This is a genomic window from Streptomyces sp. NPDC000880 (genome assembly GCF_053599675.1).
The window spans coordinates 24,004-44,413 of record NZ_JBSFMS010000019.1 but is presented as its reverse complement, the minus strand read 5'-3'; the positions used below and the strand labels follow the sequence as shown (position 1 = coordinate 44,413).

At 70.6% G+C, this 20,410-nt stretch carries 21 protein-coding genes and 2 pseudogenes; 12 read left to right on the top strand and 11 right to left on the bottom strand.

Going from position 1 to position 20,410, the window contains the following annotated elements:
• Positions 1-56 precede the first annotated feature (56 nt).
• Both ACWDO5_RS09350 and ACWDO5_RS09345 read right to left on the bottom strand, forming a co-directional pair.
• Positions 57-1,007, bottom strand: coding sequence for an NADP-dependent oxidoreductase (locus ACWDO5_RS09350; protein ID WP_450529724.1), 951 nt, complete (start codon positions 1,005-1,007; stop codon positions 57-59).
• 70 nt (positions 1,008-1,077) lie between these two features.
• Positions 1,078-2,097: an endonuclease/exonuclease/phosphatase family protein gene (locus tag ACWDO5_RS09345; RefSeq protein WP_450529723.1), complete on the bottom strand. Its 1,020-nt coding sequence runs from the start codon at positions 2,095-2,097 to the stop codon at positions 1,078-1,080.
• A 679-nt stretch (positions 2,098-2,776) separates the two neighbouring features.
• Between ACWDO5_RS09345 and ACWDO5_RS09340 the strand changes: the two genes are divergently transcribed.
• Positions 2,777-3,586 carry an MBL fold metallo-hydrolase gene (locus ACWDO5_RS09340; RefSeq protein WP_450529722.1) on the top strand — a complete coding sequence of 270 codons (810 nt, stop codon included), beginning with the start codon at positions 2,777-2,779 and terminating at the stop codon, positions 3,584-3,586.
• Here ACWDO5_RS09340 and ACWDO5_RS09335 read toward each other — a convergent pair.
• The gene (locus ACWDO5_RS09335; protein WP_450529721.1) at positions 3,555-4,469 is read right to left on the bottom strand and encodes a hypothetical protein; all 915 of its coding nucleotides are present in this window, start codon (positions 4,467-4,469) and stop codon (positions 3,555-3,557) included. The two genes, ACWDO5_RS09340 and ACWDO5_RS09335, sit on opposite strands and share 32 nt — an antisense overlap.
• 197 nt (positions 4,470-4,666) lie before the next feature.
• On the opposite strand from ACWDO5_RS09335, the gene ACWDO5_RS09330 reads away from it, so the two are divergent.
• The 4 genes and pseudogenes from ACWDO5_RS09330 (at position 4,667) to ACWDO5_RS09315 (ending at position 7,316) form a co-directional block, all read left to right on the top strand.
• Positions 4,667-5,041 (top strand): hypothetical protein, encoded by a 375-nt coding sequence (locus ACWDO5_RS09330; RefSeq protein ID WP_450529720.1) that lies wholly within the window; start codon positions 4,667-4,669, stop codon positions 5,039-5,041.
• 118 nt (positions 5,042-5,159) lie between these two features.
• Positions 5,160-5,363, top strand: a pseudogene (locus ACWDO5_RS09325) (NADPH-dependent oxidoreductase); the annotation flags it as partial.
• 118 nt (positions 5,364-5,481) lie between these two features.
• Complete coding sequence (locus ACWDO5_RS09320) at positions 5,482-6,453, top strand: ATP-binding cassette domain-containing protein (RefSeq protein WP_450529719.1); 972 nt, start codon at positions 5,482-5,484, stop codon at positions 6,451-6,453.
• A complete protein-coding gene (locus ACWDO5_RS09315) occupies positions 6,450-7,316 on the top strand; it encodes an ABC transporter permease (RefSeq protein ID WP_450529718.1) in 867 nt (288 codons plus the stop codon). Before ACWDO5_RS09320 ends, ACWDO5_RS09315 begins: the two co-directional genes overlap by 4 nt.
• Positions 7,317-7,416: 100 nt before the next feature.
• Here the strand turns inward: ACWDO5_RS09315 and ACWDO5_RS09310 are convergent.
• The 3 genes and pseudogenes from ACWDO5_RS09310 to ACWDO5_RS09300 form a co-directional block, all read right to left on the bottom strand.
• Positions 7,417-7,638: pseudogene (locus ACWDO5_RS09310) on the bottom strand (AAA family ATPase); the annotation flags it as partial.
• A gap of 72 nt (positions 7,639-7,710) precedes the next feature.
• Entirely contained in the window at positions 7,711-8,322 is a 612-nt protein-coding gene (locus ACWDO5_RS09305) for an FMN reductase (RefSeq protein ID WP_450529717.1), read from the bottom strand.
• Positions 8,319-9,401 (bottom strand): LLM class flavin-dependent oxidoreductase, encoded by a 1,083-nt coding sequence (locus ACWDO5_RS09300; protein ID WP_450529716.1) that lies wholly within the window; start codon positions 9,399-9,401, stop codon positions 8,319-8,321. The genes ACWDO5_RS09305 and ACWDO5_RS09300 overlap by 4 nt, the downstream gene beginning before the upstream one ends.
• Positions 9,402-9,551: 150 nt before the next feature.
• On the opposite strand from ACWDO5_RS09300, the gene ACWDO5_RS09295 reads away from it, so the two are divergent.
• The gene (locus tag ACWDO5_RS09295) at positions 9,552-9,680 is read left to right on the top strand and encodes a DUF6126 family protein (RefSeq protein ID WP_450529715.1); all 129 of its coding nucleotides are present in this window, start codon (positions 9,552-9,554) and stop codon (positions 9,678-9,680) included.
• 3 nt (positions 9,681-9,683) lie between these two features.
• On the opposite strand, the gene ACWDO5_RS09290 is transcribed toward ACWDO5_RS09295, so the two are convergent.
• Positions 9,684-10,469, bottom strand: coding sequence for a bestrophin-like domain (locus ACWDO5_RS09290; RefSeq protein ID WP_450529714.1), 786 nt, complete (start codon positions 10,467-10,469; stop codon positions 9,684-9,686).
• Positions 10,470-10,508: 39 nt separating this feature from the next.
• The gene (locus ACWDO5_RS09285) at positions 10,509-11,048 is read right to left on the bottom strand and encodes a hypothetical protein (RefSeq protein WP_450529713.1); all 540 of its coding nucleotides are present in this window, start codon (positions 11,046-11,048) and stop codon (positions 10,509-10,511) included.
• A 179-nt stretch (positions 11,049-11,227) separates the two neighbouring features.
• Here ACWDO5_RS09285 and ACWDO5_RS09280 point away from each other — a divergent pair, with 179 nt between their 5' ends.
• Entirely contained in the window at positions 11,228-13,255 is a 2,028-nt protein-coding gene (locus ACWDO5_RS09280; protein ID WP_450529712.1) for an FAD-dependent oxidoreductase, read from the top strand.
• 24 nt (positions 13,256-13,279) lie between these two features.
• Positions 13,280-13,819, top strand: a complete 540-nt coding sequence (locus tag ACWDO5_RS09275) for a PadR family transcriptional regulator (RefSeq protein WP_450529711.1) — start codon at positions 13,280-13,282, stop codon at positions 13,817-13,819.
• 68 nt (positions 13,820-13,887) lie between these two features.
• Here ACWDO5_RS09275 and ACWDO5_RS09270 read toward each other — a convergent pair whose 3' ends face one another.
• Positions 13,888-14,802, bottom strand: coding sequence for a LysR family transcriptional regulator (locus ACWDO5_RS09270; protein WP_450529710.1), 915 nt, complete (start codon positions 14,800-14,802; stop codon positions 13,888-13,890).
• Between the two features lie 265 nt (positions 14,803-15,067).
• On the opposite strand from ACWDO5_RS09270, the gene ACWDO5_RS09265 reads away from it, so the two are divergent.
• The 3 genes from ACWDO5_RS09265 to ACWDO5_RS09255 all read left to right on the top strand — a co-directional run bounded on the left by ACWDO5_RS09265 (position 15,068) and on the right by ACWDO5_RS09255 (position 17,287).
• On the top strand, positions 15,068-16,249 hold the full coding sequence (locus ACWDO5_RS09265; RefSeq protein ID WP_450529709.1) for an MFS transporter: 1,182 nt from the start codon (positions 15,068-15,070) through the stop codon (positions 16,247-16,249).
• 134 nt (positions 16,250-16,383) lie between these two features.
• Positions 16,384-16,566: a hypothetical protein gene (locus ACWDO5_RS09260; RefSeq protein WP_450529708.1), complete on the top strand. Its 183-nt coding sequence runs from the start codon at positions 16,384-16,386 to the stop codon at positions 16,564-16,566.
• Positions 16,567-16,612: 46 nt separating this feature from the next.
• A complete protein-coding gene (locus ACWDO5_RS09255) occupies positions 16,613-17,287 on the top strand; it encodes a class I SAM-dependent methyltransferase (protein ID WP_450529707.1) in 675 nt (224 codons plus the stop codon).
• Positions 17,288-17,338: 51 nt separating this feature from the next.
• Here the strand turns inward: ACWDO5_RS09255 and ACWDO5_RS09250 are convergent, their stop codons facing one another.
• Entirely contained in the window at positions 17,339-18,670 is a 1,332-nt protein-coding gene (locus ACWDO5_RS09250; RefSeq protein WP_450529706.1) for a phosphoribosyltransferase family protein, read from the bottom strand.
• Between the two features lie 160 nt (positions 18,671-18,830).
• Between ACWDO5_RS09250 and arsM the strand changes: the two genes are divergently transcribed.
• On the top strand, positions 18,831-19,601 hold the full coding sequence (gene arsM, locus ACWDO5_RS09245) for an arsenite methyltransferase (protein WP_450529705.1): 771 nt from the start codon (positions 18,831-18,833) through the stop codon (positions 19,599-19,601).
• A gap of 58 nt (positions 19,602-19,659) precedes the next feature.
• Here the strand turns inward: arsM and ACWDO5_RS09240 are convergent, their stop codons facing one another.
• Complete coding sequence (locus tag ACWDO5_RS09240) at positions 19,660-20,031, bottom strand: ArsR/SmtB family transcription factor (RefSeq protein ID WP_450529750.1); 372 nt, start codon at positions 20,029-20,031, stop codon at positions 19,660-19,662.
• Between the last annotated feature and the right edge of the window lie 379 nt (positions 20,032-20,410).

The following is a 20,410-nucleotide window of genomic DNA, read 5'->3' as shown; positions in this document are numbered from 1 at the left end:
TCCTCTCGGAGTACGAACGCGGCGTACGAACCCGCGTGCGAACGCGGCGTACGAATTCAGAGTACGAAGACCGTCTTGCCGCGCGCCCCGCCCACCCGGTTCTGCGCGAGCGCGTCCGGCGCCTTCTCCAGCGGGTATTCGGCGTCCACCGGGGCATTGAGGGAGCCGTCCGCGGCCGCCTCGGCCAGGATGTCCAGCAGGGCGGACGAGGCCTTGAGATGGAAGTCAACGCCCTCGACCCCAGTGGGGAGCCGCGCCGGGTCCGCCGCGGAGCGGGTGGTGAGGGCGCGGCCGCCGGGCCGTACCAGGGTGGCGTTCGCGGTGAAGGAGTCCGGGTCGGGCGAGACCAGGTCGACCAGGGCGTCGACGCCGTCCGGGCAGGCGTCCCGTACCGCGGAGTGCAGATCGCGCGTCGTGGTGTCGAGGGTGACGGCCGCCCCGAGCGCGGACATCCGGTGCTCTTCGTCGCCGCGCACCGCCGCCAGGACGTGGCTGCCGCGGTCGGCTGCCAGTTGGGTCAGATAGCTGCCGACGCCGCCCGCCGCGCCGATGACCAGCAGCGAGTGGCCGGCGCGTACGCCCGCCGCGTCCAGGACTTGCGCGGCGCTCATCCCGGCCGTCGGCAGCAGGGCCGCCGTCTTCAGCGGCAGGCCGTCGGGCACGAACGCGATCGCCGCGTCCTGCGGCATCGTCACGTACTCGGCGTACGTGCCGGTGCCGGTGCCGACCGGCGGCCGGCCGGCCTGGCCGAAGACCGGGTCGCCCACCCGGAAGCGGTTCTCGCCGGGGCCGACCACATCCACCTTGCCCGCGAAGTCCGAGCCCATGACCAGCGGAAACACATGTGGGACCCGGCCTTCGAGCAGTCCGTCGGCGGCCCGCCAGTCGAATGGGTTGAGCGCCGCGTACTCGACCTTCACCAGCACCTCGCCCTCGCGGGGCTCCGGTTTGGGGACCTCGATCAGCTCGGGCTCGGCCCTGAACGCCCTGACCGCGACAGCGCGCATCCGGAATGCCTCCTGATGGACGGCCCCCCTGCTCTGGCCACCTCGACCCCACTCTTACCCGGGCGGGCCTTCAGCGCACGTCGTGCAGTTCCAGTTCGACCAGCAGCGACCGGTGGTCGGTGTCCGCCAGATCCAGGAAGCGTGCCCTGCGCACCGAGAAGTCCGCGCTGATCAGGACGTGGTCGATCTGGGCGCCCAGCGGTCGGCGGACCATGGCCGGCCAGGAGGGGGTGCGGGCCGCGCCCGCGAGGGTGGCGCTGTCGCGCAGATGGCCCGCGTCGAGCAGCCGGCGGAAGGCGGCGTGGTCCTGGGTGGCGTTGAAGTCTCCGGCGAGGACGGCCGGTCGCCCCTTGGTTCCGGCGGCGTACGTACGCACCAGGCCGAGTTCCCGCTGCCAGTCGTCCACCCCGTTGGGGATGGGCGGCAGGGGGTGCGCGAGCTGCAGATTCACCGGGCGGTCGCCGACCATGGCGACCGAGCCCGGCATCGCGAGCGTGGCGTCGATCTCCGGGGCCGGGCCCAGCCGGTGCTTGCTGATGATGGCCGAGCCGGAGGCCGAGTAGCCCTCGACGACATTGCGGTACGGGTAGTCGGCGCGGGAGATCTCCGCCGCGAGCGCGTTCGAGCAGGTGTGGTCGCATTCCTGGACGAAGACCAGGTCGGGCTGCTCGCGGCGGATGGTGGCGAGCAGCCCCTTGGTGGCGTTGCCGAACTCGACGTTCGATGTGAGCACTTCGAGGCGGGCGACGACCGGGCCGGGCGGATCTTCGGTGAGCCCTGTGTCGTACGGTCTGACGAACCACCCGGTGACGGCCAGCACGGCGAGGGCCCAGACCGTGCCGGTGCGCCACCGCGCGAGGAGGGCCAGCAGCAGGGCGGCCCCGGCGGGCAGCAGCAGCCAGGGCAGGAACGCGAGCAGCTGGGGGACGGGCGTGATGCCGTCGGTGTCCCCGGCCCGGCAGGCGGCGACCACGCTGGGCACGATGAGCAGCAGGCCGGCCAGCCAGGCGGCGGCGCGGCGGCCGCCGGACCGGCGGAAGGGGGCGTCCTGCGCGGCGGCCGGTGCCGCCGTCGAGATGGCGCTGTCCATACCGGCCTCCGAGCCGCGGGATGTCGCTGGATGTCTGTCAGATGTCCGTCGGTGATGAGGACGTCAGTCTCGGTGAGTCTGTTGCGTCGATCCGCTCGTGGGACAGCGGTTCACGGGATGCCGGCCCGCTCGGCGACGGCTCGCAGGAGGTCGGTCATTGGGCCAATGTGCCGCGCTCCGTGGGGTGTTGACGGGACCCTTCGTCAGACATCGGGGTGCTCCTGGGGGGGTTTCGCGGACTCCTGTCATATTCCTTGACGGCTTACAGCCTAGGTGCTTCCCTCGGTCGCGTACTTCGCCTGCTCACGGCGTAAGTACGGGACTTACTGGCCTGGAGGGCCCGGACGATGACGAAGGAAGCGCGCGAGGCTCTCGTCCTCGAGTACATGGCGGGCGAGAACCGGCACGAGTTCGACGACACCCCCGAAGACCTTCGGCCAACGCCAGTACGAGTTCGACGACACCCCCGAAGACCTTCGGCCAACGCCGGTACGAAATCGTCGCCACAGGCCAGGTCTTCGACGGGCCCGCCGCGTACTACGAGGCGACCCGCACCACCGCCTTGACCGACCAGCGCGATGAGCTGGTCTTGCCGCGGCACGCGGACGACACCGCGGCCATCCTCGCCCAGTTCGGCCTCGCGCCGTTCCTCCCCCTCCCCGCGTAAGCGGAGTCAGGCATGTCTGTGCCCACTGTTCACCATCTCGACTGCGCCCCGATGCACCCGGTCGGCGGCGCCCCGCTGGTCGCCCACTGCCTGCTGGTGGTCACGGGCAGCGGCCTCGTCCTCGTCGACACGGGCCTGGGCACCGCCGACGTCGGGGACCCGCGGCGGCTCGGGGCGTTCTTCCGGCGGACCATGAGGCCGACGCTGGATCTGTCCCGTACTGCGGTCCATCAGATCCGGGCGCTGGGTTACGACCCCTACGACGTCCAGGACATCGTGCTGACCCACCTCGACCAGGACCACGCGGGCGGTCTGGCCGACTTCCCGGACGCGCGGGTCCATGTGATGGCCGACGAGTACCGCGCGGCGATGCGCCGCGACACTCGCCTCGACGCCGGCCGCTATGTCACCGCGCAGTGGGCCCACGGCCCGCGCTGGATCGTCCACGACACAGCGGACTCCGACTGGCACGGCTTCGCCGCGGCCCGGATCCTGCGCTCCCCCGACATCCTGCTGGTTCCCCTGCCGGGCCACACCCGCGGTCACTGCGCGGTGGCCGTCCAACAGCCGGACCGCTGGCTGCTGCACGCGGGCGACGCGTACTTCTTCCACGGCGAAATGGATCTGCGCCGCTCCCGCTGCCCCCGCCCGGTGGCGCTCCACCAGCGCCTGGTGGCGGACAACCACGGCGAGCGGCTGATGCAGCTGGAACGGCTGCAGGAACTGCGCCGGGCGGACCCGAGGCTGATCCGGATCTTCTCGTCGCACGACGCGTACGAGTTCGCCCAGTTCAGCGAAGAAAGGGTCGGTCCTTTGCGGTGACGTCGAGGCGGGGTGGAGGGGAGGAGCTCCCCCGATCAGGCCGCCCCCGCCGCTGCGCCGGCCACGCGATCGCCGCCAGGGCAAGGCCCGCCCCCAGCACCCACCAGGCCGTCGTGCGCAGCGTCGCCGTCAGGGCGTCGTACACCGCGCTCGCCGCCGGGCGGTCCACGTCCCCGGGAAGGTCGTCGAGGGCGAGGCCGCGGCCGAGCGTGACCGCGATGTGGAGCAGCACACCGCCCACCGCGAGCGCGATGCCGAGGCCGATGAGGGCGCGGCCTCCGCGGACGGCCAGGAGCACCGCGGCCGCCGCCAGCAGCAAGGTCGCGATCGGCAGCCACACCCCCGCGATCTGCAGGCCGTCGAAGATCTCGCGTGCGACGCCGAGCTTGTCGGAATCCAGGATCGTGATCCGGGTCCGCCCGACCGGAATCTGGTCCGCGAACGGCAGTCCGTCCGCGCTGAGCTGCTGTTTCACCTGCTCGATCACGGGTGCCAGATCGATGCTGACCGAATCGCCGCTGTCGCTGGTCAGCGCCTGCTCGACCGCGGTGTGGGCGGCTCCGTTGACGGTGTTCCACGCGGTCTTGTAGGAGTCGGTGCCGGAGAAGGAGATCACCGCCTCGTACAGCAGACTCCGTACGTCCTCCTGGAAAGGACCGACGTCGAAAGGACCGGCGTCGATCTTCTGCATGACCTCGGCGGTGATCCGTACGGCGACCGCGTTCTGCACCGCGGGGTCCGACGCGAGCGGCGCCGTCGTGGCGACGTAGGCGTTCGTGTCGCCGATCTCCCGGTCGGCCCAGACCGCGAGCGCGCTCAGTGGCGTCAGGAGGGCCACGAGGACGATCAGCACCGCCGACACCGCTGAGAGGAAGCTCCGCACTCCTCAAGGGAACGTGTGCCGCGGGCCGGGCGCGACCGGTGCTCCGCCGACCGGGCGTGCCCTGAATGAGCGGTGTTCCGACTTGCCCGGCGGCGGGTGCGGGTGTGCCCTGAAAGGGGACGCGGGGGAGGGCGCGGGAAAGCGGGGAAATTCGGGGGAGGGGACGAAAAGGGGGACGAGGGAAGGAGCTCTCCGCCATGGCCGCACATGCAGCGGTGCCCGTACGGCACCACGGTTCTCGCGCCTGGGTGGTGCCCGTCACCTTGGGCGTGGTCTACGGCTTCTACGCGGGGTTCCTCCGCCGCACCGGCCGGGACGTCAACTGGGGCGACGTCCTTTTCGGGGTCGTCTGCGGCGTCATCGTCGCGGCTCTCGCCTTCGCGCTGGGCCGGATCCAGCATGCGCTGCCGTATGAGGTCCGGGCCGCCGCGTACGCAACGCTGTTCGGCGGGGCCATGGGCTATCTGTACAGCCAGAGCGGGGAGAGCGTGCTCAAGTCGTCGGGTATCGGGTTGATCCTCGCCGGGGCGATGTTCGTCTCCGCGTTCTACGTCTTCCACAGCAGGGAATAGGGCTGCCGGACTCCTCTTCGCTCGGCCGCCAGATCTGATCCGGCGGCCGCGCGCCGCCGTCTCGCGCCCCCTGGGTGCGGGCCGGAGACCGGCCGAGGGAGGCGCCCCATGCGGGGACTCCGGCGGGCTGTACGCAGTCGAGCAGCTGCGCTCGGTCTTCACCGGGCTGCACACCGTGACCCTGCGCAATGTCGTGAGCATCAACCTCCTCGACGAGGCGCCCGAGGGCCGGGACCGCGCGGCGGGGCTGATGCTCGATCAGCTGGGCTGGTGGGGCCTGGCGCTGCGGGAGGCCCGCGCCGCCCGCCCGTACGTCTCCTAGGGCCTTTGGTCCTGGAGCTCCCCGGACCCGAGGCCCCGCCGATGACTTCACCCGACGACCCGAGTCAACCCCCTGGACCGTCCGGCAGAGCTCCCAGAAGGATCAGAAGGAACTGACGATGAGTACAGATCTGGCAATCGAGACCACGGGCCTGGTGAAAGTCTTCGGTGACAACCGGGCCGTCGACGGCGTCGATCTCAGCGTGCCCGCGGGCACGGTCTACGGCGTCCTCGGCCCGAACGGCGCCGGAAAGACGACCACGGTACGGATGCTCGCCACCCTGCTGCGGCCGGACGGCGGCCAGGCCCGGGTCTTCGGCAAGGACGTGCAGAAGGATGCCGACGCAGTCCGCAGCAGGGTCAGCCTCACCGGTCAGTACGCCTCGGTGGACGAGGACCTCACCGGCGCCGAGAACCTGGTGCTGCTCGGCCGACTGCTCGGCCACTCCAAACCGGCGGCGCGGGAGCGTGCCGCGCAACTGCTGGACGCCTTCGGGCTCTCCGAGGCGGCCGAGAAGCAGGTCAAGAACTACTCGGGCGGCATGCGGCGCCGTATCGACATCGCCGCGTCCATCCTCAACACCCCGGATCTGCTCTTTCTGGACGAGCCGACCACCGGGCTCGACCCGCGCAGCCGCAACCAGGTCTGGGACATCGTGCGCGCGGTCGTCGCGCAGGGCACGACGGTGCTGCTGACCACGCAGTATCTGGACGAGGCAGACCATCTCGCGTCCCGTATCGCCGTGATCGACCACGGCAAGGTGATCGCGGAGGGCACCAAGGGCGAGCTGAAGGCCTCGGTCGGTTCCGGCGCCGTCCATCTGCGGCTGCGCGATCCCGGCCAGCGGCCGGAGGCCGAGCGGGTGCTCGGGGCCGCGCTCGGCGCCGAGGTGCAGCTGGATCCCGATCCGGTCGCGCTCACCGCCCGGGTCAATGGCCATGGCACCGAGCAGGGCGCGGCCGCGCAGGCCGCGCGGGCGCTGGCCGAGCTGGCCCGCTCCGGAATCACTGTGGACAACTTCGCGCTGGGCCAGCCCAGCCTGGACGAGGTCTTCCTCGCCCTGACCGACAAGAAGGGGACTGCGGCATGAGCACCGCGACCAGCACCAAGTCCACCAAGGACATCGACGATCTCGTCCTCGAAGCGCCCAAGGCGGAGGATCTCGCGGCGCTGCTGGTGAGCAAGGACCGCCCACCACGGCCCAGCGCGCTCTCCGCATCCTTCACCTTCGGCTGGCGGGCCATGCTCAAGATCAAGCATGTGCCGGAGCAGCTCTTCGATGTGACGGCGTTCCCGATCATGATGGTGCTGATGTACACGTACCTCTTCGGAGGGGCGCTGGCCGGCTCGGTCTCGGCGTACATCCAGTTCCTGCTCCCCGGCATCCTCACCATGAGCGTCGTGATGATCACGATGTACACGGGCGTCGCGGTCAACACCGACATCACCAAGGGCGTCTTCGACCGGTTCCGTACGCTGCCGATCTGGCGGCCGGCGCCGATGGTCGGCTATCTGCTCGGCGATGTGGTCCGCTACTTCATCGCCTCTCTGGTGATGCTGGCCGTCGGCATGATCATCGGCTACCGCCCGCACGGCGGGCCGCTGGGCGTGGTCCTCGGAGTCGCGCTGCTGATGGTCTTCTCGTTCGCCTTCTCCTGGATCTGGACGATGTTCGGCCTGCTGCTGCGCACCGAGAAGTCGGTGATGGGCGTCAGCATGATGGTGATCTTCCCGCTGACCTTCCTGAGCAATGTCTTCGTCGACCCGAAGACCATGCCGGGCTGGCTGCAGGCCTTCGTCAACAACAGCCCGGTGACCCATGTCGCCACGGCGGTGAGGGAGTTGATGGAGGGCAACTGGCCGATGGCCGACATCGCCTGGTCGCTGGGGTGGGCCGGGCTGCTGGCGCTGGTCTTCGGCTCGGTGACGATGCGGCTCTACAACCGCAAGTGAGCGGTGGGTGCGGCTGAGCGGTCAGGGCGTCCCCGGCTGGTCCGGGGACGCTCCTCGCCGTCTGCCTCGACCGTCTCCGTGAGCGTCAGAGCCGCCGGCAGGGCCAGTACCCGGGCGCGCTCTCCGAGTCCCAGCAGGACCCGCCGAGCACCAGCGCACCGCGCCGCCGCGCCTCGTCGGCGGCGTCGGTGACGAGCGATGTCTTGCCGATGCCGGCCTCGCCCGTGACCAGCACCAGGTCCCCGTGGCTGTCCGTCGCCCGGCCGATCTCCACCCGGAGGACGCCTGCGGGGTGGTCGCGCCCGATGAGTGCAGGGGTCATGCCGAGAACCATAAGAGGCGGCACTGACAACGGACATCCGGAGCGGGACCGGGCCTGTGTGCGACGTGCGACCTAGGCGATACGGGCTGCGGGCACCAGGCCGCCCGCCCTGACGTCCCCGCCGGTCATCAGCCTCGCGAGCTCGCCGCCCGCGCGCTCGATCCGGACCGGCAGCGTGTCGGTGAGCGCGTCACCACTGCCGCCCCAGTCCTCCGACGCCGCGTACACCGCCGTCGGTACGACCAGCGCCCGCAGATACGCGAAGAGCGGACGCAGCGCGTGCTCCAGTACCAGCGAGTGCCGGGCCGTGCCGCCCGTCGCCGCGATCAGCACCGGCTTCCCGGTGAGCGCGTCGGGCTCGATCAGGTCGAAGAACGACTTGAACAGCCCGCTGTACGAGGCCGTGAAGACCGGCGTGACCGCGATCAGGCCGTCCGCCTCGGTCACCGCATCGATCGCCTCGCCGAGCGCCGGCGCCGGGAACCCGGTCACCAGATGGTTGGCGATCGGCACGGCGAGCTCGCGCAGCTCGACGACCTGTACCTGCACGTCCGTGTCGGCGTCGGCCACCTCGACGAGCCGGCTGCGTACGGCCTGAGCCAGTCGGTCGGCCAGCAGCCGGGTCGACGACGGCACGCTCAGCCCGGCCGATACGGCCACCAGCTTCAGCGTCTGCATGGTCATGCCTCCTTCGTACGGGCGGCGTGAGCGGGGTGCAGCGGGGCGGTCTCAGGCACGCCGACCGGCCGCAGGCTGGCGAACTCCTTGCGCAGGACGGGCACGACTTCCTCACCGAGGATGTCGAGCTGCTCCAGCACGGTCTTCAGGGGCAGTCCCGCGTGGTCCATCAGGAAGAGCTGGCGCTGGTAGTCGCCGACGGCCTCGCGGAAACCGAGGGTGCGCTCGATTACCTCCTGCGGGGAGCCGACGGTCAGCGGGGTCTGCTCGGTGAAGTCCTCCAGGGAGGGGCCGTGTCCGTAGACAGGCGCATTGTCGAAGTAGGGCCGGAACTCCGCAACCGCGTCCTGGGAGTTCTTGCGCATGAACACCTGCCCGCCGAGGCCGACGATGGCCTGCTCGGGCGTGCCGTGGCCGTAGTGGGCGTAGCGCTTGCGGTAGAGGTCGACCATCCTCTTGGTGTGTGACATGGGCCAGCAGATGTTGTTGTGGAAGAAGCCGTCGCCGTAGTACGCGGCCTGTTCGGCGATCTCGGTGGAGCGGATGGATCCGTGCCAGACGAACGGCGGTACGCCGTCCAGCGGCCGCGGCGTGGCGGTGAAGCTCTGAAGCGGGGTGCGGAACCTGCCCTCCCAGTCCACGACGTCCTCGCGCCACAGCTTGTGCAGCAGGGCGTAGTTCTCGATGGCGAGCGGGATGCCGTGGCGGATGTCCTTGCCGAACCAGGGGTAGACCGGCCCGGTGTTGCCGCGGCCCATCATCAGGTCGACGCGGCCGTCGGCCAGGTGCTGCAGGACGGCGTAGTCCTCGGCGATCTTCACCGGGTCGTTGGTGGTGATCAGTGTGGTCGAGGTGGACAGGATCAGGTTCTCGGTGCGCGCCGCGATGTGCCCGAGGAGCGTCGTCGGGGACGACGGGACAAAGGGCGGGTTGTGGTGCTCGCCGGTCGCGAAGACGTCGAGCCCGACCTCCTCGGCCTTGAGCGCGATGGCGACTGTCGCTTTGATCCGCTCGTGCTCGCTCGGCGTACGGCCCGTCGTCGGATCGGCGGTCACATCGCCGACCGTGAAAATGCCGAACTGCATGGATGGCCACCTCTCGAGCAGGGATCCGTTTGGTTGAATCTTGAACGAAACCCTATAACGGCGACCCCGGCCCCCCTATTCCGGCTCCTCGTACCCTGTGGTGCGGGGGACCGACCACTGACGCACGTACGGACCGGCTGGAGGCCTGTCGTGAGCGAGAGCGAGAGCTGGAAGGAGCGCGGCGTGATGCTGCGCGTCTTCGTGTATGTCTTCGCCACCCACCTCTTCGCCGGTTTTGTGTGGCTGCTCTTCTATGTCGGCGAGCACGCGCCGAAGTAGGCCTCAGCTCGGTCCCGCGGCGCTCGCGAACAGCTGGCGGAAGGCGTCAGCGGAGTCCGTGCCCGACCGCCCGAAGGGCGCGTCGAAGTCCCAGACCAGGAAGAGCAGAAAGGCGATCAGGGCGCTGAAAAGACCGGCCAGCAACAGCTCCCTGGGGGTGCGGCCGATCTGCAGCGTGAAGATCAGGCCGACCGTCACCAGTGCCCCGGTGATCAGGCCGAACCACACGACTCCCGGCAGCGTCTCCCCGGCGTTCTGCGCCCGTGCGTTGCGCGCGTCGTCGGCGACGGCGACCTGGTCGAGCATGGGCTGGTACGCCTGCGTCTCGAGCTCGTTGGCCGGCGCCCGGTGTGCGATGCGCGCGCGTACGGCGCCGAGCAGTTCCGCTCCCCGCCCGGACAGCTCGTTGTGGTCGATCATCCTCGGCCACTCCTGGTGGACGACGTGGGAGACGTAACGGTCGATGTCCGTACGGAGCTGCTCCTGGACGCCGGCCGGGTAGACCGCGGCTCGCTGGGTGACCTCGTGCAGCGCCTGTGCCTCGCGGCGTACGTCGTCCTGCGCGGCCCCCCGCGCCTCCCAGACACCGGCGATGGCCAGGCCGAGCACGATCGCGTACACGACGCCGACCATCATCGTCATGTATTCGAGGACGTCGGGGGTCTCGGGAGCGTCGTCGTCCTCGGCCGCCCCGGCCCTGTTCAGCCGGTACTGCCTGAGCAGGGTGATGACGAGGACGACGGCACAGGCGGCGGCCATCGCGACGGCCAGGACCAGCCATTCCGACATGAGGGTTCTCCGAATGGGGTGTGGGGGAGAGGGTGTGGATCAGGCGCGGCCGCGCCCGGCGGACCGTGAGCGGGGCCGCAGCAGCGCCGCGGCGAGCACGGCCGGGGTGGTGGTGACCAGCATCAGGACCACGAGGGGAGTCCCGGTGTCCTCCGGCTTCCCGGTCGCACGGCGGTAGTTGCGTACGGCGACGACGTGGCGCCGCTCGGGTCCCGTACCGGCGATGGGTGCGGGGGCCGTCTCGGGGGCCTTCTCAGGAGGGGGCTCCGGGGCGTCCTGCGGCGGCGGGGGCCGCTCGGCAGGTGGCGCGGCCGGCGTGGGAGACGTAGGAGAGGCGGGAGGTGTGGAGGGCGGCGGTGTGGGAGGCGGCGCCGGAGTGCTGGGCGGCGCGGGATCCGGCGGCACGGGCTGCGTAGGCGGCGGTGTCGGTGTCGGGGCCGGTGCCGGAGTCGGCGGGCAGTCCCCGAAGTTAACCGACACCGATACGGACAACACCGTTACGGAGACCGGCGCCCCGACCCCCTGCGAGCCGAGAATCGCCGCGACCCCCAGTGCGCTGAACTGCTCCCATACCGCCACACGGGCACGCTAAGGGCGCGCTACCTGAGCGAAGGGCCAATATCACCCGTACGACTGATTAGCACACTTGTCGGACGGGTGGGCGGCAGTGGCCGGGGGAAAGGTTTTGCACTTTGTTGCATAATGGCTTTGGGGCGGCTACAACTGGGCTGTCGACCCCTGCGCGAGGAGGCGCCCCGATGAGCCCGACCCCGTACCCGCATCTGCTGAGCCCGCTCGACCTCGGGTTCACCACCCTGCCCAACCGGGTGCTCATGGGCTCCATGCACGTCGGCCTCGAAGAGGCGGAGCGCGGCTTCGAGCGGATGGCCGCCTTCTACGCCACGCGCGCCCGCGGCGGTGTCGGCCTCATCGTCACGGGCGGCATCGCCCCCAACGACCGGGGCCGTCCGTACGAGGGCGGTGCCAAGCTCACTACCGAGGCCGAGGCGGAAGGCCATCGGACCGTCACCGCCGCCGTGCACGCCGAGGGCGGCCGGATCGCGATGCAGATCCTGCACTTCGGCCGGTACGCGTACCACGCGGACCTCGTCGCGCCGAGCGCCATCCAGGCCCCCATCAGCCCGTTCGTACCGCATGCCCTGACCGACGCCGAGGTCGAGGAGACCATCGAGGACTTCGTACGGGCAGCGCAGCTGGCGAAGTCCGCCGGCTACGACGGCGTCGAGATCATGGGCTCCGAGGGCTACTTCATCAACGAGTTCATCGCGAGCGCCACAAACCAACGCACCGACCGCTGGGGCGGCTCGTACGAGAACCGGATGCGGCTCCCGCTGGAGATCGTCCGCCGCACGCGCGGGCGGCTCGGCCCGGACTTCATCCTGATCTACCGGTTGTCCATGCTGGACCTGGTGCCCGGCGGCTCCTCGCTGGAGGAGGTGATCACGCTCGCAAAGGAAATCGAGGCGGCCGGGGCGACGATCATCAACACCGGGATCGGCTGGCACGAGGCCCGTATCCCCACCATCGTCACGTCGGTGCCGCGCGGCGCGTACACGTGGGTGACGAAGAAGCTGATGGGGTCCGTGTCCGTGCCGCTGGTGACCAGCAACCGCATCAACACTCCCGAGATGGCCGAGCAGTTGCTCGCCGAGGGGAGCGCGGACATGGTGTCGCTGGCCCGCCCCTTCCTCGCCGACCCGGACTTCGTCGCCAAGGCGAAGGCGGACCGCGCGCAGACCATCAACACCTGCATCGGCTGCAACCAGGCCTGCCTGGACCACACCTTCAGCGGGAAGATCACCTCCTGCCTGGTCAACCCGCGCGCCTGCCACGAGACCGAGCTGGTCCTCTCCCCGACCCGGCTGCGCAAGCGAGTCGCGGTGGTCGGCGCGGGGCCTGCCGGGCTCGCCTGCGCGGTCTCGGCCGCCGAGCGCGGACACGAGGTCACGCTCTTCGACGCGGCGGACGAGATCGGCGGGCAGCTGAACATCGCCAAGCGGATCCCGGGCAAGGAGGAGTTCAACGAGACGCTGCGCTACTTCCGTACGCAGCTCGAACTGCACGGCGTCGAGGTGCGTCTCGGCGCCCGCGTCACCGCCGAGGACCTCTCATCGGCCGCGTACGACGAGATCGTCGTCGCCACCGGGGTCACGCCACGGACCCCTGAGATCCCGGGCGTCGACCACCCGAGCGTCGTCAGCTACCTCGACGTCCTGCGCGACGGCGCGCCGGTCGGCGAGCGTGTTGCGGTGATCGGAGCGGGCGGCATCGGATTCGACGTCGCGGAGTTCCTGACGGACGGCGGCGAGGGCGCGAGCCTGGACGCGGGGACGTACTTCCGGCAGTGGGGCGTCGACACGGACTACAGCGCCCCGGGCGGCCTGACTGCCCCCGAGCGCCCGAAGCCGCCGCGTACCGTTCACCTTCTCCAGCGCAGGACGAGCAAGGTCGGCGCGGGTCTCGGCAAGACGACGGGGTGGATCCACCGTACGGAGCTCAAGCACCGCGGGGTGACGATGACGGCCGGGGTGACGTACGAGCGGATCGACGACGAGGGCCTGCACGTGAGTGTCGACGGGGCGAGTCGGGTCATGTCCGTCGACACGGTCGTGCTGTGCACCGGGCAGGAGCCGCGGCGCGGGCTGTACGAGGAGCTGAGCGCCGCGGGCCGGCCGGTGCACCTGATCGGCGGGGCCGATGTGGCGGCGGAACTGGACGCGAAGCGGGCGATCGACCAGGGCACGCGCCTCGCGGCGACGCTCTGACGCCTCCTGCCTAGGATGCGGGCCATGTCCCTCCCGTACGCGATCCTCACGGCTCTGCTCGAAAAGCCCTCGTCGGGGCTGGAGCTGACCCGCCGCTTCGACAAGTCGATCGGCTACTTCTGGTCGGCCACGCATCAGCAGATCTACCGGGAGCTGGGGAAACTGGAGCAGGCGGGCCAGATCCGCGCCCTGCCGTCCGCGCAGCCCACCCGCGGGCAGAAGAAGGAGTACGAAGTCCTGCCCACGGGCCGCGAGGAGCTGACCGCGTGGGTCGCGCGCTCCGAGGACCCGAAGCCGGTCCGCGACCCACTGCTGCTGCGGCTGCGCGCGGCGGGGGTGGTCGGCAGCGCGGGCCTGGAGGCGGAGCTCGGCCGTCATCTGGCGCTGCACCAGCGGCAGTTGGAGCAGTACGAGGCGATCGAGGCGCGCGACTTCCCGCCGGAGCGGCAGTCGACGGAGCAGGACAGGCTGCGGCATCTGGTGCTGCGGGGCGGGATCGAGCTGGAGACGTTCTGGACGAAGTGGCTGACGGAGGCGCTGACCGGACTGGGGCCCGGGGCCTGACGACCCTGACGACCCACAGCCGGGCACAGGGGGCCCGGGCGCCCTCGCCTTTCGTTCCCGGAGGTCGCTCACGAGGGATCACGGACAGGGGGCAGCGCGCGGCGTACGTACCCCGCGAAGCGGCGGGCGGCAGGGCTGGCCGCGTGTCCTTTGGGCAGTACGAGATCGATGCGACGCTCCAAACGGACTCCACGGAGCGGGATCAGCCGCAGGGACGCGACGTTGCCCGGAAGCAGGGCGACGTTCAGCGGGTGGGGGACGAAGGTGACACCCACTCCTTCGGCCACGAGACCGAGGACTGTCGTCCATTCGTTCACCTCACACACGATGCGACGGGTCAGGCCGGCCTCGTTGAAGGCCGCGTCGACGAGTGATCGGATCGCCCACTCCGGGTGGGTCTCCACGAATCGCTCGTCGGCCAACTGCCGCAGCGTGACCGACTCGGCCGTCGCGAGCGGGTGCCCTTCCGCACAGGCCAGCACGACGGGCTCCGAGACGAGAGGTACGACGTCGAGACCCGCGGGGCGGCCAGGCTCCGCGGGGACCAGGGCACAGTCGAGTTCGCCTTTGCCCACCATGGCCAGCATGCGCATGGCGGGCATTTGACGCACCGTGATGTCCACGCCCGGGTGGGCACGGGAGAATCCCGCGAGCCATGAGGTGAACGGCAGGGAGTGGCCGCTCGCTTGAAGCGCACCGATGCGCAGATGCCCGGTGAGGACTCCGCGGATGTCCCGGACGGCCTGGTACGAGGCATCGACGGCGTCCAGCGCGCGACGGGCCGCGGACACGAGGGCCTCCCCCTCTGACGTCAGCCGCACCGGTCGGGTGCCGCGCACGAAAAGCAGGGCTCCGACGTCCTTCTCCAGAGCGCGCACGGAAGAGGACAGACCCGACTGAACGATCAGCTCGCGGGCGGCGGCGCGGGTGAAACTGCGTTCCTCCGCGAGGGCTACGAAGTGGCGCAGGTGGCGAAGTTCCATGACACATTATCTCTGGAGCAGATGGAATGCAGCTCTGACAGGTCCAGCAGAGTTGGTATGGCGGAACATGCGGGTCCCGTTGGCACCTATGCGCAGCCCTACCTCCGGATGGGCCGCGCACGGGGTCGCTGTTCGGCGTTCCCGTCTGCAGTCCAGCCAGATAGGCAAAGAAAAGATGAGCAGTGCCACACGTGCGGCGGCCGGCCGACGAGGTTCCCCCGCGTCCGACCCACGGACGCCCGGCCGACAGACTCGGGCCTCGCACATGTCCGGGTTCTGGATCGTGGCCACCGCGTTCGCCTCGCTGATGGCGTTCGGTACCGTACCCACTCCGCTGTGGCCCCTCTACCAGCAGCGCGACCACTTCGGCGCGACCACCGTCACCATCGCCTTCGCGGTGATGGTCGTGGGCACCGCCGTCAGCTTCCTCAGCCTCGGTCACTTGTCCGACCGGTTCGGCCGGCGCCGCGTCATCGTCCCCGCGCTCCTGGTGGGCGTCGCGTCCGCCGCCGTCCTGGCAGCGTGGCCGGCCCTGCCAGGCCTGATCATCGGGCGGTTCCTCACCGGCGTCGCCGTGGGCCTCATGGCATCCACGGCTACCGCGTACCTCTCCGACCTCTACCACGCTGCGCACCCCGACCGTACTGGCTCACCCGTACCCTCGCTCGTCGCCACCGCTGCCAACCTCGGCGGACTGGCCATGGGTCCACTGCTTGCAGGGGCTGCCGCGCAGTGGCTCCCCGCCCCACTCGTCACCTCCTACGCGGTGTTCGCCGCCGTCATGGCCGTATTCCTGGTACTGGTCCTGGCCAGCCCCGAGACCGTGGACGTCGAGCTCGCCGACCGTGACCGTCCCATCCGATTCGCGCTCCGTCCGGGCCACCGGGCCGCCTTCGGCGCCGCATCGGCCGTCGGCTTCTTCGCATTCGCCGTGATGGGCCTGTTCTCCTCCCTCGGCGCCATCATCGTGCGCGGCCAGCTCGGCATCAGCTCCTACTTCATCGCCGGCCTGACTCCCTTCATCGCATTCGCCGCCTCCGCCCTCGCCCAGATCGCGTTGGGCAGGCTCACCCAGCCCCGCCTGCTGGCCACCGGCGTGCTCCTGTTCCCCGCCGGTCTCGCCCTCACCGCGCTCTCCCTGTACTACCCCATGCTCTGGCTTGCCCTGGCCGCCGCCGGGCTGGCGGGCGCCGGCGCCGGGCTGCTGTTCAAGGGAGCCGTCAGCCAAACGGTCGCCACCGCCGACCCCGCCTCCCGGGCCGGCGTTCTGGCTGTTTTCTTCGTCGTCGCCTATCTCGGTCTTGGCTTGCCCTCCATCGCCTTCAGCATCGTGATCCAGCATGCAGCCCTGCGGCCCTCCATGATCGGCTTCGCCTCAGCGGTCTCGCTGGGCGCGGCCGTCGCCGTGGCACTCGCAATGCGAGGAGGCGCGCGGACACCGCGTTGACCGAACGCCGGGCGCTGAGTGATGGGCAGCTGTCCCCGGCCGGGCGGAGTACGGGCGGAGCGCGTGGCACTGTCGTTTGCCGGGACGGAGTAGGCCGACATGCGACGCCTGACGGCCCGTGAGATTGTCGCGGCGTGACGGATTCCTTGATCGCCGCCTTCTCCGCGGCCGCGCTCGCCCTGCTCCTGAAGTCTGCCTTCGGCCTCTGTCGCGCGGGCAGCGCCGACCCGTCGGCCCAGGCGCACTCCGTAAGGCTGGCGCTGTACGGATGCGGCGTCGCCGTGCTGACGCTGGGCCTGTTCATCGCCCTGGCGTGAAGGGACGCCCGCCGGACTGTCAGTGGCAGCTGTCAGGCTCTGTCCCATGACTGCTGACGCTGCCTCGATCACCGACTACTGGGACGCTGCCGCGTCGTCCTTCGACGACGAACCTGACCACGGCCTGCGCGCCGATGGGACGCGCGCAGCCTGGGCCAGGTATCTGCATTCCTGGGTGCCGTCCGCTCCGGTGGACATACTCGACGTCGGCTGCGGCACGGGCTCCCTGTCCCTGCTGCTGGCCGAGGCGGGCCACCGGGTGACGGGCGTCGACCTGGCACCCCGCATGGTCGAGCGCGCTCGCACAAAGCTCACCGCGGCCGGCTTTGCGGCCCGCTTCCTCGTCGGGGACGCGGCGCAGCCGCCGACCGCCGACACCCGCTTCGACGTCCTGCTCTCCCGCCACTTGCTGTGGACACTGCCGGACCCCGAGGCGGCGCTGCGCGACTGGGTATCGCGCCTGCGCCCGGGCGGTCGCCTGGTCCTCGTCGAGGGCCGCTGGCGCGAGTCGGGCCAGAAGGGTGTGCCGTACGTGGCCGGAGCGGACGCACTGCCCTGGCGCGGCGGAATCGGCGCGGACGCCCTGGCTGCCGCGGTCCGCCCGCTGGTGGCGGACGTACGAGTCGAACCGCTCGGCGGGGACCCGGACTTGTGGGGCCGCCCGGTGACCGACGAGCGCTATGCCCTCATCGGCACCCGCGCGACTGCCATTGATTCATGATCTCAGTACGCTGATGCGATGCCCCGGTGAGGAGGCGGGCCTCGCGCACCGTCACCGCAGGGGACGACTCGCCGCCAAGTGGCTGGTGAACCAGTCCCGGGCCAGGTCCGCCACCGTGTCCAGGGCGCCCGGTTCCTCGAAGAGATGCGTGGCGCCCGGAACGACCTCGAGCCGGTTCTCGCAGCGCAGCTGCGCCTGGGCCTGGCGGTTGAGTTCGAGCACCAGCGGGTCGCTGCCGCCGACGATGAGCAGTGTGGGCGCGCGTACGTCGGCGAGGTGCGGCCCGGCGAGGTCGGGACGGCCGCCGCGGGAGACCACGGCGGCGATGTCCGCGTCGGCGTCGCCGCCGGCACCCGAGGAAGCCAGGGCGCCGAATGTCGCGGCGGCCCGCAGCGCAGCCGCGGCTCCGGTGCTCGCCCCGAAGTAGCCGATCTGGGCCGACTCGCGCTCCCGCAGCCAGCGGGTGGCGTCCACCAGCCGCCCGGCCAGTGTTTCGATGTCGAAGACGTTCGCCCGGTCGGCTTCCTCGGCCGGGGTGAGCAGGTCGAAGAGCAGGGTGCCCAGGCCCCCCCGGTTCAGGGCGGCCGCCACCTGCCGGTTGCGCGGGCTGTGCCGGCTGCTGCCGGACCCGTGGGCGAACATCACGATCTCCTCGGTGCCCCGAGGCAGAGTGAGGTCCCCGGCCAGCCGGACCCCGCCGGCGTCCACCTCGACTTCGGTCTCACCCCCGGCCCGGTCCTCGTCTCCCCGCGCGGCCGCCTGCGCGAGCAGGGCGACGACCTCCTCGTCGGAGGTCTGGGAGAAGTCCTGGTACCACTCGCCGACTGCCCGGAACGCCCTAGGAGTGGACAGGCACACCACCTCGTCCGCCTTGGTGCGCAGCCAGGCGACCGCGTCCGGAGGCGCCACCGGCACGGCCAGCACCACCCGGGCCGCGCCCTGCGCCCGTACCACCTCGCACGCCGCCGCGGCCGTCGCGCCGGTCGCGATCCCGTCGTCCACGATGATCACTGTCCGGCCCCTGATGTCTGTCCGCGGCCGGTTGGCGCGGAACCGCTTCGCCTGCCGTGCGAGCTCCGCCTCCTCGGCGCGCTCGACCGTTTCGAGTTCGTCCCGGCCGACGCCGCTGCGCTGGACGATGTCGTCGCTGATGACCCGTACTCCGCCCTCGCCGATCGCGCCGTACCCCAGCTCCCGGTGGTACGGGACCCCGAGTTTGCGGACCACGATCACATCAAGTGGTGCGCCAAGGGCCCGCGCAACCTGGAAGGCCACCGGGACTCCGCCCCGCGGCAGGCCCAGGACGACAGGACTCTCCCCCCGTACGTGCCGCAGCGCGTCGGCAAGTCGGCGTCCCGCATCCATGCGATCGGTGAACAGCACAGCGGTTCACTCCCATCCCCTTCGTAATAACCCTATTTGTCACTGTTCCGCAAGCGGAAGGCTAGCCGCCGATGCCGTGATTAGACGGCTTTCTATGTTGACGCTTGTCGATTTAGCGCGCACTGTTGATTCCACAGGCATCGATGCCGGGGAGTGCGTCATGAGCGATCAGTCGGACATGCGCGAGGACATGCGTGAGACGGTCCGCGCCGGTTATGCCGCGGCCGCCCTCAAGGTCACCCAGGGCGGCACGGTCTGTTGTGGTTCCCAGTCCGCCGACGTCGACGAGAACTTCGGCGCGGGGCTGTACGGGAACGAGGACCGCGAGGCGCTTCCAGCCGATGCGGTCGCGGCCTCCCTCGGCTGCGGCAACCCGCTTGCCGTCGCCGAACTGCGGGAGGGCGAACGCGTGTTGGACCTGGGGTCGGGCGGCGGCGTCGACGTACTGCTGTCCGCCCGCCGGGTCGGCGAGAGCGGCAGGGCATACGGTCTGGACATGACCGAGGAGATGCTCGCCCTCGCCCTGGAAAACGCGGAGAAGGCGGGCGTCACCAACGTCGAATTCCTCAAGGGCACCATCGAGTCCGTGCCGCTGCCCGCGAAGACCGTCGACGTCGTGATCTCCAACTGCGTGATCAACCTGTCCGTCGACAAGCCCGCCGTCTTCGCCGAGATGTTCCGGGTGCTGGTGCCCGGCGGCCGTATCGGCATCTCGGACGTGGTGGCTGCGGACCATCTGACCCCCGCAGAGCGCGCCGAGCGCGGCAGCTATGTGGGCTGCGTCGCGGGAGCGCTGTCCTTCGCGGAGTACCGCGAGGGCCTTGAGGCGGCCGGGTTCGGCGGCGTCGAGATCACGCCGACGCATGAGGTCGCGGACGGGATGCGGTCCGCCGTCGTCCGCGCGGTCAAGCCGTCCGCGCCGGCCATGTGAGCGCCGGGGCCGATCAATCGCCGATCAAGCGCCGGGGCCGATCAAGCGCCCGGGCCGATCAGACGGCGTACTGCCCCAACATCTTCCCCATCGCGGCCAGCACGGCGGGCGCGACCCGGTAGTACACCCAGGTGCCGCGCCGCTCGGAGGTGAGCAGGCCCGCCTCCCTGAGCTTTTTCAGATGGTGGGAGACGGTCGGCTGCGAAACGCCGACGTCGGAGATGTCGCAGACGCAGGCCTCGCCGCCCTCGTGGGAGGCGACCGCCGAGAACAGCCGCAGGCGCACCGGGTCGCCGAGCGCCTTGAACATGGCGGCGGTGCGGACCGCCTCCTCCGCCGTAAGGGGGCGCTCGGTCAGCGGCGGGCAGCACGGCTCGACATCCAGGTCTGCATCCGGCTCCAGCAGCGGCAACGCCTTCACATTCGACATACGTCTATGTTGACACATGTCGAACCAGCCGCCCAAGGGCTCGTGGCCGCCTTCGGGCAGCCGGTCAGCCGACGTGCACCCGCGGCCGCCGCGCCGGTTCCGGTGGACGCGGGAGGCGATGCCCGGCTGGTAGCCGAGGGTGGAGCAGCAGTCCACGCCGGTCAGGCACATCACCCGCCACCACCGGTGGCCCTTGTGCTCGGCGCGCGGGGTGCCGTGCGGCCCCGGTGACGGGCCGTCTGCTCGCTCAGCCCCTCCAGCAGCCAAGCCGCGCCAGCGCTGGAGGGCTCGCCGCCCGGGCGTTGTGGTGTCGGTGCCGGCCATGCGATGGGTCTCCCTGCCGGTCCGTCGGACAACGAGGAGCGAGTATCCACCCACA

What these genes read in the sequence shown, in the direction of transcription:
- ACWDO5_RS09340 (WP_450529722.1), top strand. Translation starts at nt 2,777, where the DNA reads ATGTCTGTGCCCACTGTTCACCATCTCGACTGCGCCCCGATGCACCCG.
- ACWDO5_RS09240 (WP_450529750.1), bottom strand. Translation starts at nt 20,031, where the DNA reads ATGTCGAATGTGAAGGCGTTGCCGCTGCTGGAGCCGGATGCAGACCTG.
- ACWDO5_RS09345 (WP_450529723.1), bottom strand. Translation starts at nt 2,097, where the DNA reads ATGGACAGCGCCATCTCGACGGCGGCACCGGCCGCCGCGCAGGACGCC.
- ACWDO5_RS09330 (WP_450529720.1), top strand. Translation starts at nt 4,667, where the DNA reads ATGGCCGCACATGCAGCGGTGCCCGTACGGCACCACGGTTCTCGCGCC.
- ACWDO5_RS09305 (WP_450529717.1), bottom strand. Translation starts at nt 8,322, where the DNA reads ATGACCATGCAGACGCTGAAGCTGGTGGCCGTATCGGCCGGGCTGAGC.
- ACWDO5_RS09275 (WP_450529711.1), top strand. Translation starts at nt 13,280, where the DNA reads ATGTCCCTCCCGTACGCGATCCTCACGGCTCTGCTCGAAAAGCCCTCG.
- ACWDO5_RS09320 (WP_450529719.1), top strand. Translation starts at nt 5,482, where the DNA reads ATGAGTACAGATCTGGCAATCGAGACCACGGGCCTGGTGAAAGTCTTC.
- ACWDO5_RS09265 (WP_450529709.1), top strand. Translation starts at nt 15,068, where the DNA reads ATGTCCGGGTTCTGGATCGTGGCCACCGCGTTCGCCTCGCTGATGGCG.
- ACWDO5_RS09290 (WP_450529714.1), bottom strand. Translation starts at nt 10,469, where the DNA reads ATGTCGGAATGGCTGGTCCTGGCCGTCGCGATGGCCGCCGCCTGTGCC.
- ACWDO5_RS09300 (WP_450529716.1), bottom strand. Translation starts at nt 9,401, where the DNA reads ATGCAGTTCGGCATTTTCACGGTCGGCGATGTGACCGCCGATCCGACG.
- ACWDO5_RS09280 (WP_450529712.1), top strand. Translation starts at nt 11,228, where the DNA reads ATGAGCCCGACCCCGTACCCGCATCTGCTGAGCCCGCTCGACCTCGGG.
- ACWDO5_RS09350 (WP_450529724.1), bottom strand. Translation starts at nt 1,007, where the DNA reads ATGCGCGCTGTCGCGGTCAGGGCGTTCAGGGCCGAGCCCGAGCTGATC.
- ACWDO5_RS09315 (WP_450529718.1), top strand. Translation starts at nt 6,450, where the DNA reads ATGAGCACCGCGACCAGCACCAAGTCCACCAAGGACATCGACGATCTC.
- arsM (WP_450529705.1), top strand. Translation starts at nt 18,831, where the DNA reads ATGAGCGATCAGTCGGACATGCGCGAGGACATGCGTGAGACGGTCCGC.
- ACWDO5_RS09270 (WP_450529710.1), bottom strand. Translation starts at nt 14,802, where the DNA reads ATGGAACTTCGCCACCTGCGCCACTTCGTAGCCCTCGCGGAGGAACGC.
- ACWDO5_RS09255 (WP_450529707.1), top strand. Translation starts at nt 16,613, where the DNA reads ATGACTGCTGACGCTGCCTCGATCACCGACTACTGGGACGCTGCCGCG.